Annotated in this window: 9 protein-coding genes; all 9 read right to left on the bottom strand. The window is 51.5% G+C overall.

Annotation, left to right across the window (positions count from 1 at the left end; all coding sequences use genetic code 11):
- Positions 1 to 1,835, bottom strand: a 1,835-nt coding sequence (locus JIN87_RS22980) for a glycoside hydrolase family 95 protein (protein WP_325176406.1), incomplete at its 3' end; no start/stop codon positions are given.
- A gap of 291 nt (positions 1,836 to 2,126) precedes the next feature.
- On the bottom strand, positions 2,127 to 4,019 hold the full coding sequence (locus JIN87_RS22975) for a glycoside hydrolase family 2 protein (RefSeq protein WP_200357979.1): 1,893 nt from the start codon (positions 4,017 to 4,019) through the stop codon (positions 2,127 to 2,129).
- 24 nt (positions 4,020 to 4,043) lie between these two features.
- Positions 4,044 to 5,441, bottom strand: a complete 1,398-nt coding sequence (locus JIN87_RS22970; protein WP_200357978.1) for a sulfatase family protein — start codon at positions 5,439 to 5,441, stop codon at positions 4,044 to 4,046.
- 13 nt (positions 5,442 to 5,454) lie between these two features.
- Positions 5,455 to 7,101 carry an arylsulfatase gene (locus JIN87_RS22965; protein WP_200357977.1) on the bottom strand — a complete coding sequence of 549 codons (1,647 nt, stop codon included), beginning with the start codon at positions 7,099 to 7,101 and terminating at the stop codon, positions 5,455 to 5,457.
- Positions 7,102 to 7,253: 152 nt separating this feature from the next.
- The gene (locus tag JIN87_RS22960) at positions 7,254 to 8,363 is read right to left on the bottom strand and encodes an aldose epimerase family protein (protein WP_200357976.1); all 1,110 of its coding nucleotides are present in this window, start codon (positions 8,361 to 8,363) and stop codon (positions 7,254 to 7,256) included.
- 28 nt (positions 8,364 to 8,391) lie between these two features.
- Positions 8,392 to 9,903 (bottom strand): sulfatase, encoded by a 1,512-nt coding sequence (locus JIN87_RS22955; RefSeq protein ID WP_200357975.1) that lies wholly within the window; start codon positions 9,901 to 9,903, stop codon positions 8,392 to 8,394.
- A gap of 146 nt (positions 9,904 to 10,049) precedes the next feature.
- Complete coding sequence (locus tag JIN87_RS22950) at positions 10,050 to 12,161, bottom strand: GH39 family glycosyl hydrolase (RefSeq protein WP_200357974.1); 2,112 nt, start codon at positions 12,159 to 12,161, stop codon at positions 10,050 to 10,052.
- A gap of 92 nt (positions 12,162 to 12,253) precedes the next feature.
- Positions 12,254 to 13,489 (bottom strand): cellulase family glycosylhydrolase, encoded by a 1,236-nt coding sequence (locus tag JIN87_RS22945; protein ID WP_200357973.1) that lies wholly within the window; start codon positions 13,487 to 13,489, stop codon positions 12,254 to 12,256.
- A gap of 87 nt (positions 13,490 to 13,576) precedes the next feature.
- A complete protein-coding gene (locus JIN87_RS22940; RefSeq protein ID WP_200357972.1) occupies positions 13,577 to 16,489 on the bottom strand; it encodes a TonB-dependent receptor in 2,913 nt (970 codons plus the stop codon).
- Positions 16,490 to 16,533: the final 44 nt, after the last annotated feature.

Raw genomic sequence — 16,533 nt, 5'->3', positions numbered from 1 at the left:
GTGTGCCCCCCCCCCGAAGCGAGACGTTTCTCAAGGACCTTCACCGCCGCTTCCATCATCTCAGGGGTTTCCTGCCAAGTGTATTGGCGACCTGGATGCAATCCGAACAAGTGAGAAATGTGGCGATGCCCTGGATTCGCTTCGCCGACCCCATCGGTCCACTCTAAAATTCGCCCATCGCCCCCAATACGTACTGGAGCAAGTCGACTCAACGTATCCCGCAATCGAGCCCGAAACGCTTCATCCGTATCCAAAATCTCAGACGCTTCAATGCAGGCGGAAAAATTCTCGTAAATAATCTGATGATCCATCGCCGGCCCCATGCAAACCGCGGCCTGATATCCGTCAGGAGCGATGAACCGATTTTCCGGTGAAATCGAAGGTCCCGAAACCAAATGACCGGACACTGGATGTTCCACTAGAAAATCCAGGTAGAACTCGGCAGCGGCTTTCATGAAGGGGTAGCCCCTCTCCCTTAGAAACGCCTCGTCTCCACCGTGCAAGTAATGTTCCCAAAAATGAGAGCCGACCCACCCTCCCGCCATGGGCCACATACCATAGTTCGGCTTCCCAAATCCAGTAGTGAACTTCCAGGCATCGGTCGTGTGGTGAATGGCAATTCCATTCGCTCCATACATCTCTTCGGCAGTCTTTCGGCCGTTAGGGACGAGTCCCTCAAGGAAGGTGAAAAGCGGTTCATGACAATCGGCCAAATTGAAGACTTCAGCCGCCCAGTAGTTCATCTGGACGTTGATATTCACATGGTAGTCCGAGTTCCACGCCGGTTTAACGCCATCGACCCATATCCCCTGCAAATTAGCAGGCAATGTACCCGGACGAGAACTACTGATCAGCAAGTAACGAGCGAACTGAACATACATAGCCATCAGCGAAGGATCGTACGAACCTCGCTTGATCGCATCGATGCGCTCATCCGTCGCGAAACTCGACGCCACCGACTCTCCAAGGTCGATACTGAAGCGGTTGAAGTAGCTCTGGTACTCTTCCACGTGATCAATGAGAGCCTCCTCGAATATTCGCGTCGAAGCCGCTTCGAGTTGCCTATCAGTCGCACCCACCGGATCGGACTCTGCATAGTCAGTGGCTCCAGTTATCACGAGCACCAAGGAATCGGCATTTTCGATAGTAATTTCGCCCGAAGCCGTCGTCAGCGTTCCGCCTGTATTCAAAACCTTTACACGGCAGTGAGCCCTAACTCCCTCGCCTACATGTTCGTAGAGATGGATTTCGTCTCCCTCTACGGAAACAGTTGGCTTCCCGCCATTCCGCTTCAACGAAAGAGAGCAGTTTACGCGCCCAGGCTTATCGCCTCCGATCCGAACATAGATGGCCTGATCGACTGCCGACGCAAACACCTCACGCGTGTACGAAACGCGATTCTTCCAATTCCCTGTTTTGAACTGCACCCGAGTAATCGCAGTTTCCAGGTCCAATTCACGCCGATAACTGTGAGCGTCTTCCAGCCCCTCGTATTCGATATGTAGGTCAGCTAAAACTTGGTAACAATTCGTCCCGGATTCCAAGCGCTCCCCAAGCAGTTTCTCGGAAATCAATGACTCCGCCGCCTTGAACTTACCCTCAAAGATCAGTCTCCGGATTTCGTCGACGTGCTCATGCCCGCCTGGCCGGTCTTTGTATTCACCACCCCGGCTCCAGACGCTCTCCTCGTTGATCACAATACGCTCATCTTCGATCCCTCCGAGAACCATCGCCCCAAGGCGACCGTTTCCCACCGGGATACCGTGGTCCCATTGGGCAGCCGGCTCCTTGTACCACATGAGCAAATCGGCTTTGGCGTCACATAGAACGGTCACAAACGAGATAAAGGGCAAGAGGAGAGGTAGAAGCGTCTTTCGCATAAAACACAATTGGCTTGTAGGGTCGAATGACAGACCATTGCAAAGAAATGGCCCGTTCAAGTAGCGCAAATACTATATCCGTTTACTGGCCCGATCTACTAACAACTATGTTGCGCGATTCATCACATTTGTGCCCCAGCAACATGCCCTGCCTAGGGGGCTATATGCGAAAATGATCAACGCCTAAAAAAGACGCTGATCAATATTCTTTCTTGGCCCTTCGCATAGAGCGCTCAGCCGCCCCGTCTACTCAGAATCGAGCAGTCCAGCTTTCCGGTGAATTTCGGCTAGCTCTTCGGGAGCGATCTTAACGACTTTGCGATCGTAAGTGAGGATTCCGTTGATCTCGCCTTCAACGTCGGTGGTTTGCGTGTAAACGCCTGCGGCGATTCCGTTCTCCTTCAGTTCTCCGAGGATTTCCATCGAGCGGACGTAGCGTTCCTTGTATTCCTCGATTGTCTTTGGCAGTCCACCGTACCCCCAATTACGCTTCTTTTTTGACCAGAGATGCCCTTCCACCGGCCAACCGTGACCACCAAATTCCCCAACGACCTTGACGTAGTCATCGAACACCTCGAGGGCTAACGGGAAACTCGGATCTGGATAGTTGTGCTCGTCTGCGATATCGCCGACCTCGAAGAAGTTACCACCGCTGGCAATGTTGAGGTGACGCGTCGTGTCATACTCCTCGACCCATTTCCCGACTTTCATGGAACGATGCTGCCCCCACCGTTCGTTGAAGGTCGTCCAGACCACAACGCTTGGATTATTGTAAAGCGTGTCGATCATGACCTTCAGTTCCGCCATGCATTGCTCGTGGGCCCAATCCGGCCAATCCGCTTCAAGATTGTCACCATCTTCCGGCTTCCACCATCGATTGTTCTTGGGCTCGTAGTCCGGCAACTCGGCACGGAGCTTTTTCCAGATCGGCCATTCGTTCGGTCCTGCTCCACCGGATACATGGTCCTGCCAAACAAGAAAGCCGAGTCGGTCTGCATGATAGTAGTAACGACGTGGCTCAACCTTCTTGTGCTTACGAATCATGTTGAAACCAGCCTCTTTAAGGAAATCCATCTCGAATACGATTGCCTCATCAGAAGGCGGATTGAGGAAGCCATCAGGCCACCAGCCTTGATCGAGCGGTCCGAGGTGAAAGATCTCCTCGCCATTTAAAGTGAAACGCAGATTACCATCAGCATCGGTCTCCTTACCCACAGAACGGAAGCCGACGTAAGAATCGATCGTTTCCGTTACCTTTCCCTTCCGATCAAGCAGTTCCACTTTTAGATCGTACAATGAAGGCTCGTCTGGCGACCAAAGCTTGGCGTCCTTCACCTTCAGTGAAAATCCAGAAGCGGGTCCCGTCTTCTTGGATACAGTTTCACCTCCTTCGAGAACAGACACACGTACTTTCGCACCATTCGCGGACTCTCCCACAACTCTCGCTTCGAAGTCCAATCCACCATGCATGTCGCCGACGAACTTAATGCTCTCTAGATAGGTTTCGGAGGTCTCCTCAAGCCAAACAGTCTGCCAAATCCCAGAGGACGGTGAATACCAGATACCACTGTTCTTCCGCTTCTGCTTACCACGAAGCTGATAGCGATCTGCTGAGTCTGTATCGTCGACCACTCGCATCACGATTTCGTTCTCACCCGACTGTACGAGCTCGGTGACGTCGAAAGAGAACGGCAAATTCCCGCCGACATGAGATCCCGCGTATCCACCGTTGACCCACACACGGCAAGCATAGTCCACACCTTCGAAGTTCAGATGCAACCTGCCTTCTGGAGCACTCGCCAATTCAAAATCCCGGCGATACCAAATCACCTCATCAAGCTCCAAGCGCTTACCGATGCCTGACAACGGCGTTTCCAGGGCAAATGGAACTAAGATTTCATCCGTCCACTTCTTAGGCTTTTCCGCAGTGTCTTTAGTAATAGCGACATCCCATATTCCGTTGAGATTGGTCCAGTCATCTCGAACTAACTGAGGTCGCGGATACTCAGTCCATGCGTTCTCTGGCGTGACCGTCTGGCCCCACTCTGTTAACATCGTTCCTTCGACCGGCTTCCATTCGGCATTCGACATCAGCGTCATGCCAATCGTAGCGCTCACAACAGCAGCGATTTTCTTCATTTCTAGTTAGTAGATAAATTCAAATTATTGGTTTAGAAGTGGGCTAGCGAAGTGCCTCTGTTTCTTCGCAGCCTTGTGTGATTCGACACGATCCAAAGCTGCCCCTGGATCTCCTTGCTCTGTCCGCCAAGTACCGAGAGCTTTCGCCATACGAGCTTTCACTTCGGCGTATTCAACGCTTTCAGCCAGATTGTTCAATTGATGCGGGTCGTTTTCGTTCCGATACAACTCCTCGCCTGGACGACTCATGAATCTGGCAAGAGCTTCGTAGCTTCGCTCATCCGTACCCGCGGTCCAAAACATTGATGGTACATAACCGTTGTGCTCCACCTTCGCCATCAGGTGCTTTTCAATGTAGATTCGATCTGGCTCCAAGTTCTCCAAATAATGAAAATCCCCGTCTGTGACTCCGCGAATTGGATACGGCGGCCCCTCGGGAACATTATTGTGCATAAAGAAAGCATAATCGCGGTGACGTTCTGATTCGCCGTTCAGGACACTCAGGAAGCTAGATCCATCAAAGGCGTCACTCTCGAACGTCCCGCCAACCGCATCAAGCAGTGTCGGCAGCACATCACAGTATTGGACGAGAGCATCAGTTCGAACACCCGCTTCAACTTTCCCTGGCCAACGAACAACAAAGCCTGTCTTCACTCCCGCAGACCAATTCGTCCACTTCGCTCCTGGGAACTGGGCACCCTGCTCGGAGGTAAAAATGACAATCGTATTATCAGCGAGACCTGTCTCCGCGAGGATATCCAATGTCTGACCTACCTGCTCATCGAGCACTTCGATCTCAGCTAAGTATCTGGCAAACCACTCCCTTGTCTCCTCGGTATCCGCTAAATGGGGAGGCATTTTGAACGCCTTCTGATCAAACTTGCTTGGATCACCAACCGTCCATGGAGCGTGAGGCGACGTTAGCGCAACAGTCAGAGCAAAGGGCTGTTCGCGGTCACGTGTCATAAACTCCTTGATCGGCGCCGCCTCGAAATAGCTCGTATCCGCAACGCAGTCTGGCTCAACTCCAGACACCGTTTCGTAGGGATAGACAGAGGCGGGTCTCAGGTGCGTCTTACCAGTCAAACCCACCCGATACCCTAGGTCTTTCAAATAATGAAAAGAACTCTTAGTCCCTTCACGAGCGGGAGCGTGGTTCCAAGCAACGCCCGATCGAAACGGATACAGTCCCGTCTGGATCGAAGCACGACAAGGAGCGCACATCGCCATCGACACATAGGCCTGGTCGAAAGTCATTCCTTCCGTAGCCAACGTATCGATACGTGGCGTCTTCACATTCTCACCACCATACAGGGACAGGTCGCTGTAAGTCGCATCATCACCGATGATCAGCAGTATATTTGGTTTCACACTCTCAGCACTCGCCTGGAAAGACAGGCAAAGCAGAGATAAAATTAGCATCAATCGATTCATATCAGTTATCGGTAGTTCGCTTTTCCGGTTTCGGGTAGACGCCTACTTCGTTGGCCCACTCCAGCCATTCTGCAGCCAAGTTCGCGACGAGTTCCGGCTTCTTCTTCGCAAGGTTATTCGTTTCGCTGCGGTCTTTTTTCATGTTGTACAGCTCCCATTTCTTTTCATTTGGTCCTCCTGGCACGGAAACGTTGCTCCCGACCAGTTTCCAATCTCCTTGCATGATGGCAGCATGGTCCTCGTGCTCGAAGAAGAGCGGATCCTCTCGTTCTAAGCTCTCACCTTTGAAGGCTGCATCCAAACTGACTCCCGGAAGATCCGCGATTCTTCTACCGTCATACGTCTTCGGATACTTCGTGCCAGCTAGGTCGTAAAACGTGGGGGCTAGGTCGATCAAGTAGGCTGGTTCTCTGTACCAGTCCTTTTGCGGCTTCACCCCTTTCGGCCAGTGCGCGATCATCGGCGTACCAATTCCACCTTCATGAGTGTAGTGTTTGAACTTTCGGAACGGAGTATTCGACGCGTTCGCCCAAACTTCACCGTAAGACGGTTTAGTCCCGTAAGTTCTTTCCCAAGCATCAACATCAAATGGATCCAACTTTCCGCCGAGCTTACCGCCTTCCTGGCAGGCACCATTATCGGAAAGAAAGAGGATGAGAGTGTTTTCGTATTTGCCCATCGCTTTGAGTCGATCCACAAGTTTCCCGATATTCTGATCCATACGATCAATCATCGCCGCATAATAAGCCATGCGAAGGTCCATATCCTTCTTCTTCTCTTCGCTCATCTCCTCCCACGCTTTGTGAGAGCGTTTCGGGAGTTTCCACTTATCATCAATCAAGCCGAGCTCTCGCTGACGTTTCAGGCGATCTTCACGCAACTGATCCCAACCTTCCGAATATTTGCCGACGTACTTCTGCACCTCCTCTTGATGGGCATGCAAGGGCCAGTGAGGCGATGTGTAGGCGAGGTACAAGAAAAACGGGCGATCTTCGTTCGCTTTCTCTTCCTCGATAAACTGCAACGCATAGTCAGTGAACGCATCGGTCGTGTAGTAGCGTCGGTCCGTTGTGCTCTCCGGATTCTGCACTTTCTCGTTGCCTAACCAAATCCCGCGCGGGTGCTCCGGATAGAAAAAATTGGTCGCTCCTGCTAGGCTTCCGTAGAATTTCTCGAAGCCACGCTGCAGAGGCCAGCGACTTTTATCATTCACTCCCAAGTGCCACTTTCCTGACATCAAGGTTGCGTATCCATTGTCTCCTAGCACCTCTGCCAAAGTAACACAGTCACGATTGAGAAAACCACGGTAGTTTGGAAACTCAGGCCCATGGTCCATCTTCCCTGTATTCGGTGGATTTGTCATCCAACCGATTCCCGTCTGATGTGGATGAAGCCCAGTCATCAGTGAGGCCCGAGTCGGGCAGCAACGAGCACTGTTGTAGAAGCGAGAAAACTTCATCCCACCGTCAGCCAACGCATCAAGCGCAGGTGTCTCGATTTCGCCACCGTAGGAACCGATATCGGAGAAGCCCATGTCGTCGGCCAAAATGACAATCAGATTAGGCCGGTCATCACTTTTTGCACAAACCGAGATCGCAAAGATAAACAGTGCAAAAACGGATACGATTGATCGAAGTAGAAGTGTCATTTGTTTTGATCTTAATAGCATCAGATGTAGGGCTGGTGCTTGCCGCCACGCCGCGTTGCTCGCGGAAATCACTGTGGTTGATGCGGCATGCCGCAAGCGGCAGCCCTACACACTATCTATGGTGATGAACAAGTAATTAAAGGGTATCAGCCCTACTTGGTCGAGAATCGGTAAACAGTCTTGGTTTCGTAAGTCTCGCCTGGCTTCAAAAGCGTAGATGGGAAGTTCTTTTGGTTTGGTGAATCAGGATAGTGCTGCGTTTCTAGACAGAGGCCACCACGGTAAACGTAAGTTTTGCCAGACTTCCCTTTCAAGCGACCATCGAGAAAGTTTCCGCAATAGAACTGGATACCTGGCTCACTGGTGAGCACTTCCATGTAGCGACCAGAACTCTTTTCATAGAGAGTCGCTGCGAGACGCATCCCATCTGTATCCAATTCACCGGACAGCACCCAGTTGTGGTCATAACCGAGACCGTAGGTTAGTTGTTGATTCTCTTTCTTGATATCCTTTCCAATCGACTTCGCTTTCTGGAAATCGAAGGGGGTTCCCTTCACGGGGCGAAGCTCACCGGTTGGAATCAAGCCTTCGTCGACAGGCGTAAACCGATCTGCTGCGATCATTAGCTTGTGACCGAGGATCGTACCATTCCCCTCTCCTGCTAGATTGAAGTAGGTATGATTGGTCAGGTTGCAGTGTGTCGCCTTGTCTGTCTGTGCCCAATACTCGATGGAAAGTGAATTATCGTCGCCGAGACTGTAGCGCACTTCGATGTCCAAGTTGCCTGGATACCCTTCTTCGCCGTCTTTAGCGAGGTAGGAGAATACAACAGAGCTACCCTCGATTCGTGCATCCCAAACCACCTTGTCGAAACCGATCACACCTCCGTGCAAGTGATTCTCCCCGTTGTTGGTCGCGAGAGTATATTCTTCTCCGTCGATGGAGAATTTACCCTTCGCGATGCGATTTCCGTAACGACCTACGATAGAGCCGAAATATGGCTTGTCGACCGCGTTCATGTAGGAAGACACATTGTTGTAGCCCAACGCCACATCTGCGACTTCGCCATTACGATCTGGAACAAGAATCGAGGTCACGGTCGCTCCATAGTTAGTGAGCGTCACCGACATTCCTGAGTCGTTGCTCAGCGTGAAGCTTCGAATATCATCGAAATCGTCTACGGAGACTGTTGCTGCCGAAACAATCCCGACAAATGCAAGAGATGCGGCCGAAACCAATGCGCGCTTAAATTTTGAGTACATACCTATTTATCAATCGATTGGGGTTAAATTACTTCTTTCCTCTCTGAGCTACCGCCGAGGGAAATGGATGTTGATCAGCAATACGTTCCAGCGTCGCCAACACTTCAGGTTGCGACTCGGCCAAGTTCACTGTCTCCAGAGGGTCTTTCTCATAGTCGTATAGCTCGTATATCGGACTCTCTTTCTCGTTTAGGTCTACCCAACGGACCATTCGGTAGCGGTCGGTGCGGATTGCTTGTCCAACGAGGTTGCCGCGTTTCGCGAAACTGTGGTAAGCATGATCGCGTATCCGTTCCTTGGAGTCTTTCAAGACTGGAACCATGCTCACTCCGTCGATGGGCTGCGGAACCTTCGGAGCTGGCAATCCAGCAAGTTCCGCCAGCGTAGGATAGATGTCGACAGTCTCTGCGAGCTGCGTAGTCGAGCTTCCCGGTTTCGCGACTCCTGGAGCGACAATCAAATAGGGAATCCGATTCGCTTGCTCGAAATTCGAATGTTTGGTCCAAGAACCATGATCGCCCAAATGCCAACCGTGGTCGCCCCAGAGAACGATGATCGTGTTGTCCTCCATCTTCAGTCGCTTGAGCTCATCGATCACCCGGCCAATCTGAGCGTCAACATACGACATCGAAGCGTAATATCCGTGGATTACATAGCGCTTCAGGTCATCAGAAATCGGCCCCGTTTCAGGAAAGGGTTTGAAGTTCGAAATTTCTCCTCGTCCCTTGACGGCAAACGCAGGCGTTCCCTTGGGAGCTTTTTCAAACTCGGGCATAGGCAGTTTTGCCGCGTCGTACATATCCCAATACTTCTTGGGGGCTGAGAACGGGAGGTGCGGACGAGCGAACCCAACCGCCATGAAAAATGGCTGATCCGGGTTCTTCTTCAACGTCCGCAAGCGGTTGATCGCGTGCGTCGCCACCCGACCATCTGCATAAGCTTCATCCAACACGTCTGGAGCTTCCCCCAAAGCCCCTCGAGGGATGTCCTTCATCGGAGGGAGCTTGAAGTGCATACGCGAGTTTTGGAAAAACACTTCTTCGCGCGTCAGCTGGCGATTCGTACTCTCCGGCACAACGTACTCAATCACCTTCTCCTTGTGGTGAGGAATCGACCAGGAGGCTTCGTCGTTCGTATTGCCATGCCCGATGTGGAACACCTTGCCCATCGATTCGACATGGTATCCGTTGTTCATGAAATGTTGCGGAAGCGTCACCGCATCTGGATACACCTCGCGGAACTGTGTTCCGAACCGATAAAAGCCCGTGCTCGTGGAACGTGAACCGAGCAGCAGATTGTACCGCGACGCCATGCACACCGATTGGTTGCAGTACGCGAGGTCGAAACGCATCCCCATATTGGCAAGGCGATCGATGTTGGGCGATATCGCATGCTCATCACCGTAAGCTCCCAAAGTCGGTTTGAGATCGTCCACGAGGATCAACATCACGTTTGGTCGCTCACTAGCGAAACCGTGGCTTGCGGCCCACAACATTAATCCACTCGCAAGTGCTCTCAGTGTTACTTTGTTCTTAATCATCTATTACAAATTCAAAAAACTCTTCAGTTCTTCGTTGGGGTTAATCTGATCGAAAATGGATATTGGCTACCAAGCGGAGACACGCTCGATATCGGGGTGAGAAATTTAGCGCAAAACGGCGGAATCGATTAGTCCATGCGGCTCAATCAACCACCGTTTTTGTGCCAAACATCAGGGAAAGGACGTAATACTGTTCTATTCTTCTCATTCAGCAGCTCCCTACCAACTGAACCGTTGCGTAATTCGTTACCATCCCGTGGGGCTCCTACTTCCAATCGTTCCGCAGATGCAGTCACACCTCCCGGAAGCATTCGGAAAACGGCTTGCGACTCTGCCCCCGTATTCTCCATCCAGAATGAAACAATAGTCCGGCGTTGTTCGCTTCGAAGCCAAGCCTGGGGAGCATGAGCATCGAAGCTAAACTCCGTAGCTAGGTGCTCCCCTCCGAGCTCAGGAATCTCAATTACCTTATCTGCTGTTGCTCCTTCCCTTGCCCACGGAAGCTCGGTACTACGTCGAGGATCAAAGGTACCGCCGTGCAACAGCACACTCTTGATCGCTTTTCGATCCACGAGGTAGTCGACTCGGATTCCAAGCAGAGCATTCGGATCGGATGACGCCTTCATGCTGAAAGTCTGCCCAACGAAAGACACAACCTCCGGCGTGTTGTCCATTGTCACCCCAGCAACTCCACGGCCGGTTTCGCCCTTCACGCCCACGCGAGCAGTCCAAGTCCTCCAATCGAAGTCACCGTAATCTCCTGTGATTCCATTCTCCGTTCGCCCCGCCCATTGCCAGGAACGGATGTAGGATGCCTCTAAATATGCTCCCTGTCTCGGTTCGCTCTCGGGCAAAATCTCGAAGTATACAATCCCAGGGCCAGGGATCTGCAAACGTTGCGACTCCAACGTTCCTTTTTGAAAATGTTCCACCAGCACAGGGATGCTCTCATCCGAAGAGCTCTCTTCGAGATAACTCCCGTGGTTTGAATCCACTCTGTACATCGAAACAGATCCCCTCTCGAAAGGCAGATTCGTAGTGGAGAGGTCAATACTTGCGGCTTCCTCAGACTCGTTCCAAAGCAAAACACCTGCTCCCATTGCGTCAGCAGAGGCAAATCCCTTAAGCCCCTTGGCTCCCTCTTTCCCAAGAGACAACATCTTTCTCTCAGTTGGCATTCGCCCATAAAAATCGAATGCATGGAAGATTGGCCGTTTTCTCAATTTATTGTCGATGAGTCCACCTTTGCGGTGATTAGGCCCTTGATGTTGATACCGGTTCCAAGTGACGAAAGGGATATCTGTCTGTTCGATAAAGTACTCTAAATCGGTCAAGAACTTCGTGGCTCCAACGGTTAGCTCACGCAAGTAGTGCCAAGGGACATCTGCCCCTGCCGGATAGTATTCGTACTCAGTAAAAACTAAGGGGACCGTTTGAAAGTCCGTCCCCATCGCCATTCTGGCTTTTTCAATAATGAAGTCGTTCCGATCGTCAGCGCCTCGCTTTCTTTTTCGCAGAGCCTTCTTGTGTCTTCCGTAGCTATGAATCGAGAAATAGTCCAATGGCAGATCGTCCTTTTTGACGTCCTGGACGAACGTCTCAATAAACGCTCCCGAAACTCTCTCGGAGTTTGCAACCGCTGGCCCCACAATCAAAGTATCCGGATCCGCCCTACGAATTGCGGGCGCAACGTTTTGGTAGATCTGTTTATAGTCACGACTAGTATCATCAGAATCTAAATACGCTTTTTCCTGAGGTTCGTTCCAGACCTCCCACATAAGCGGGTAAGTACCCTCGTACAGTCCCACAAACTCTTCCATAGCCCGTCCATAAAGATTAAAATCCCTGGGTGGTTCCTGTCTCGTTTTCCAATCCGCCCGTCGTAGGTCTTCCGGAGACTGGTACAAGGGGAGAATAGGAACGATCTGACGCTTGTGAGTTTCGCTAATGAAAGCAGTTAACGAGCGATCCCTTGTTACGCTCAGTTCCCCATTTTCATACGAGATAAGCTTGTCGCCACCTTGGTTCACCAGCGGACGAAAGGCTCGAATCTTCAAATCATCGAGCGGTTGCATCGCTACTTCAAGCGACGGCTTCTCCGCTAGACCCTCCTGAAAAAGACTGGCCTTTCCCTTAAGCAAAGGGAAATAGGCCGGTTTCGAGAAATCGACCGATACCTGTGTTTGAGCCGATGCTGACGGAACTGCAGCGAGAGAGGTAATCAGAAGAACTGAGAAAAACGTTCGAGCTGGAATCATTGTAAAAGAGGTAGGGTCTGACCGCCGGGCGAACCGCAACAATATTTGTCGGAACCCACTTCCGTGCGGCGTGCCCGGCGGTCACGCCCTACCTATGAATCTGTGAGTTTTTTGAAGATCTTGATTTCCTCTGGATCGTAAGGCGTACCGTCCATCCTTAGAAGGTCGTGGAACCAAATCTCCGGCTCCGGATAAGACTCGCCTGGGCGTATCACATTTCCGGATGCGCGCTCATGGTTCACGCTGATCTTTTTGCCTTCCGAATTGCGGCGGCTTTCCCAGTTCCAAATCGTCGCCGACTTTCCGGATACAAAGCCCCAATTAACTGCGCCAACATTCAGCTCCTTCATCAATGGCAGACTCGTTTCAACTACACTGCCTTTGTCGCGAGCCAGCCATTCGGTCACCATAACGGGGCGGCCATCCTTCTTGTATTCAAGAATCTCATCCCTCAAGCGTTCCACCGCATTTGTCCCCTTGCGAGGGTCGCCGCCATAGCTGTGAATTGAGTGCAAATCACTGTTAGTTCGGTTGATCAAAACATTGTTCTTTCCGATAGAACCTGAGGAGTTGGACATGATTGGTTGAGTCGGATTCACTTCTCGCGCCCAAACCCAGGAATCATAAACGAGTCGGTTAGATTTTTCACCGATTGACGACTTCACTTTCGTGGTTCCCATATCTCCGTTCAAACCGTTACCTCGTCCAGGCTCGTTATAGAGCTCCCACATGAGGACACGTTCATCATCTTTGAAACGTTCGATCGTCTTCTGCACATACCCCTTGAGGCGAGCGACTTCCGCCTTGGGAGATTCACCGTTTGCATAACGCAGGGCGACGTCCCGAGCAGGACTATTCACCCAACCCGAGTTGTGGTAACCCTTCACTGGAAGAGGCTGCTTACCAAGCTTTGGGTTCGGAAAGTGACAATCATCGAAAAAGACAAAAAAGGGACGGATCTCGTACTTCTGACAGATCGATAGAAACTGGTCCATTCGCTCGTAAAGCCCCTGTTCGTCATCTTCCCAAACCAGATCGTGCAAATAAACGCGTAGTGTGTTCATGCCAATGCCGGAAGCCCAGTCTAGCTCTAGATCGATCCGTTTTGGATCCCAAGTCGAGGCCTGCCACATGTCGATCTGATTGATCGCTGTAGCTGGATAGTAATTACAGCCAACGAGCCATGGTAACTCGCTGTACCAAGCATTCACTCTATCAGCATCCCAACGCCCTGGCACCGGAGTACTGTATTTCTCGTTGGCACGACCGCTCGTGGCGAGCGTTCCCAGTGCGAGCAAGCTCACGCAAATCGTTTTCAGTTTATTCATAGTGTAATTCGTGTTCGGCGGTTGAACCGCACTAATCGTAACGGCGACGGTAGAGACCGCCGCCGCACGTTGTTGCTAGATGAAATTCTAGAAGCTGAGCTTAGCGCTGAGCGAAACTTTTGTCGGAGCGACAACACGAGCACGTGTCATGTTACCAGCATCTTGGATACGGACGATCGAATAGTCGTTCTCCTGAAGGAGATCCTTAAGATTCAGCTGAATACTGAGTTTCTCCTTCTTCTTGTCACCCAACCAATTGACCTTGGTTTTGTATCCAAACAATAGATCCACTTCGGAAGTATCAAACCCGTAGATTTCCCTTCCGTCGATGGTCGCACCTGTCTCGACAATGTCCTGCCGAAGCTCGTCGCTAATATCCGCAGTTTGCAGAATTCCGACGAACGGAGCGTCAGAGTAGCGATAACCGCCACCAATGTAGAAGCCCTTCAGCGGGCCGTCATTGAAGTCGTAGCGAGTGAAAAGGCGGGCCTGGAAGTCACGGTGACCGTAGCTTTTAAGCCCCTCAACTGCTGTCATGTCGCGGAACCAGTCATTGAAGTTTTCGATTTCGGAGGCGATCGTACGACCATCAACACCGGGAATCGGCAGATCCAAACCGAAGCCTGTCCAAGTTGCCAACATGTCATCCTTTAAAGCACGGGTACGCTGGAGCATGTTCGTTTCAACGGTTTCGCTAGAGGTGACGTTCATGGTGAAACGCCAGTTCTCAGTCGGATTTGCAGTCATGCTGAGCTCCCAGCCAGATGTTTCCTTGTCGGCCAAGTCCCACGTGCTACCAACATAACGCAGAAGGTCAGCTTCCGAGCTTCCAATAAGATCCTGAGCGATCGCTTCGTCTAGGATACGATCGTTGCGGGCGATCACGTTGGGTTCCACAGAGAATCCACGAGCATCGTTCGCCGATGTGTTTTCGTAGTAAGCCGCACGGATACTAACACGGTTATCGAGCAGCTTAAGCATCACACCATACTCCTCGCTGATGCCCTCCAATACAGGGCGGAGAGAATTGTCAGGAATCAGTCCCAAAGAGTTACCTGGAATGTCGAAGTTTTCCGAGTTGTTGTAGAGCACACGCAACCAATCGGTCACCTCGCCCACTACACCGTAAGAGAAGTTGTCCACCGTACGAGAGAGCTCAGTGTAGTCCTCTGAAAAGATTTTAAGCCCAGTTTCAGGGTCACGCAGCGTAGCTCCAGTTTCTGGGTCAAGGGCAGTACGCACACTCTCGTCCACCTCTTCCTCACGGTATCCCATGGTGAAGATGACTCGGTCACGAAAGAGGAAGCTTTGGCTAGAGAGTTGCTGCCCCGTGTTCTTGCGAGTGTCGTCAGAGAGACTGTTGGTCGCCCATTGGGTTCCGATTGTCTCGAGCGTTCCGTCACCATCGCGGTCTACTTGAATTGTGGACATGTTTTCCCAGCTCGGCACGAAGTACTCGCTAGCATTACCGGGATTTTGGATGTAGTTGCGGGCAAACACACGATTTCGGCCTGCTTCTGGGTTCCCAGCTATGGGATCATCCACGCCAAGCTTACTGCCAACGCGGTAGCGGTTGCGTTCGCTCTGGCTCCACAAAGCCGCAATGACATGACGTCCTGTCCAGTCACTCTTGGTATTCAATTCGTAAGCCGCTGTTGCACGGTAGTTCGTGGTATCCCACAACTGAATACTCTGGTTCCAATTCCCTTCAACGAAGAGATCACCTTGGTACTCGTTAGTCTCACGGTTCTCTAGACTGTTTCCAAACCAGAAAGGACTTGGTTCTCCTCGAACAGCGTATGCCTCTTGACCAAGGTCATACCCAATCGAATCTCGATCCTGCTTGTTGTAAGCGAGCTCGACGAAAAGATTGTCTATCGGCTCCGCCTCCAGAGCGACCGTGAGATTGTCGAACTCCGAGTCCATGAAGTTCCCCGGCCCAGAATAGTACGCATCCAATGGAGCTAATTCGAAATCCAGCAGGGCATCATTGTTAGTGAAGGAGTCCGTGAAGTAGAGCCCCTGGGTATTTCGCCAGCCCTGATCGTCATCGACATAGATGATACGCTCGCGAAGAGGAGCCTTCTTAGTGCCGTTGTTGTAGCGTTTGATTCCGATCGCGGCTTGCGGTCCTTGATTCGGGTTCGTGACCAAAGTCGAACCATTCTCAGTCCAAGCAGAGATCCGGTCCTTCGCAACGAAGTCGCGGTTGTGAGTATTTACGAGATTCACGTTCTCGTAGCTGGCCCGCAACGTTGTCTTTTCAGCTAGCTTGTAAGTGGCCGCTAGATTGATTCGCTCATCGTTCTTGAACTCATAATCGCGCCACTTATCGCTGTCTTGCCAAAGACCGTTGAGGCGGACAGCAAACTTTTCGTTAATGCCCCAATTGTAATCGAGGGTGCTGCGAAGCGAGTCGTAGTTATCAATTCCAGCTGTGATACCGACGCTTCCAAAGTCGCGTCCAGGAATAGCTTTCTTTGTAGTAGTATTCAGGATGCCCCCTGCCCCACCAATACCAAAGAGAATGGAGTTCGCGCCGCGTGCTTCATCGAAGCGACCGCTATTGTAGGTGTCACCTGGGATGAAACTCTCAAAATAGTCACGGGTACGAGAGGCGACCATTCCACGAAGACGAAATTGGAAACCTGTACCGACAAAGCTCCCGCCCAATACGGCACCCGTTTGCTCGGTGGCTTCGACAACAGCCGAGGAAGAGTAAGCCATGAGATCGGCTTCATCCACCGCTCCGATATCCTCCATAAACTCTGGAGTGAAAACGGATACCGAGTTCGCGATGTCTTCGAGGTTAGAGTTCAAGCGACTGCCTGCGAGCGTGCTCGTGGCCGCGTATCCAACATCGTCAGATGCATCGACAGTGAATGGTGATAGCGTGAATACGTCTTCCTCATCTTCTTGGGCGAAGGAGTAAGGCAGGGCGGCGGTTAAAACCGCCAAAGCCAACAGAGTCCGCGAACTGCGGTTCGGTTTTTGTCTCATAGTGGGGGTACTCGTGTTTTTGGGTTCTATAGTTCGTATTTGAT

Origin of the sequence: Pelagicoccus mobilis (assembly GCF_016595505.1) — a bacterium.
GTDB classification, from domain to species: Bacteria; Verrucomicrobiota; Verrucomicrobiia; order Opitutales; family Opitutaceae; genus Pelagicoccus; species Pelagicoccus mobilis.
This window is presented reverse-complemented; position numbering and strand designations above follow the sequence as displayed.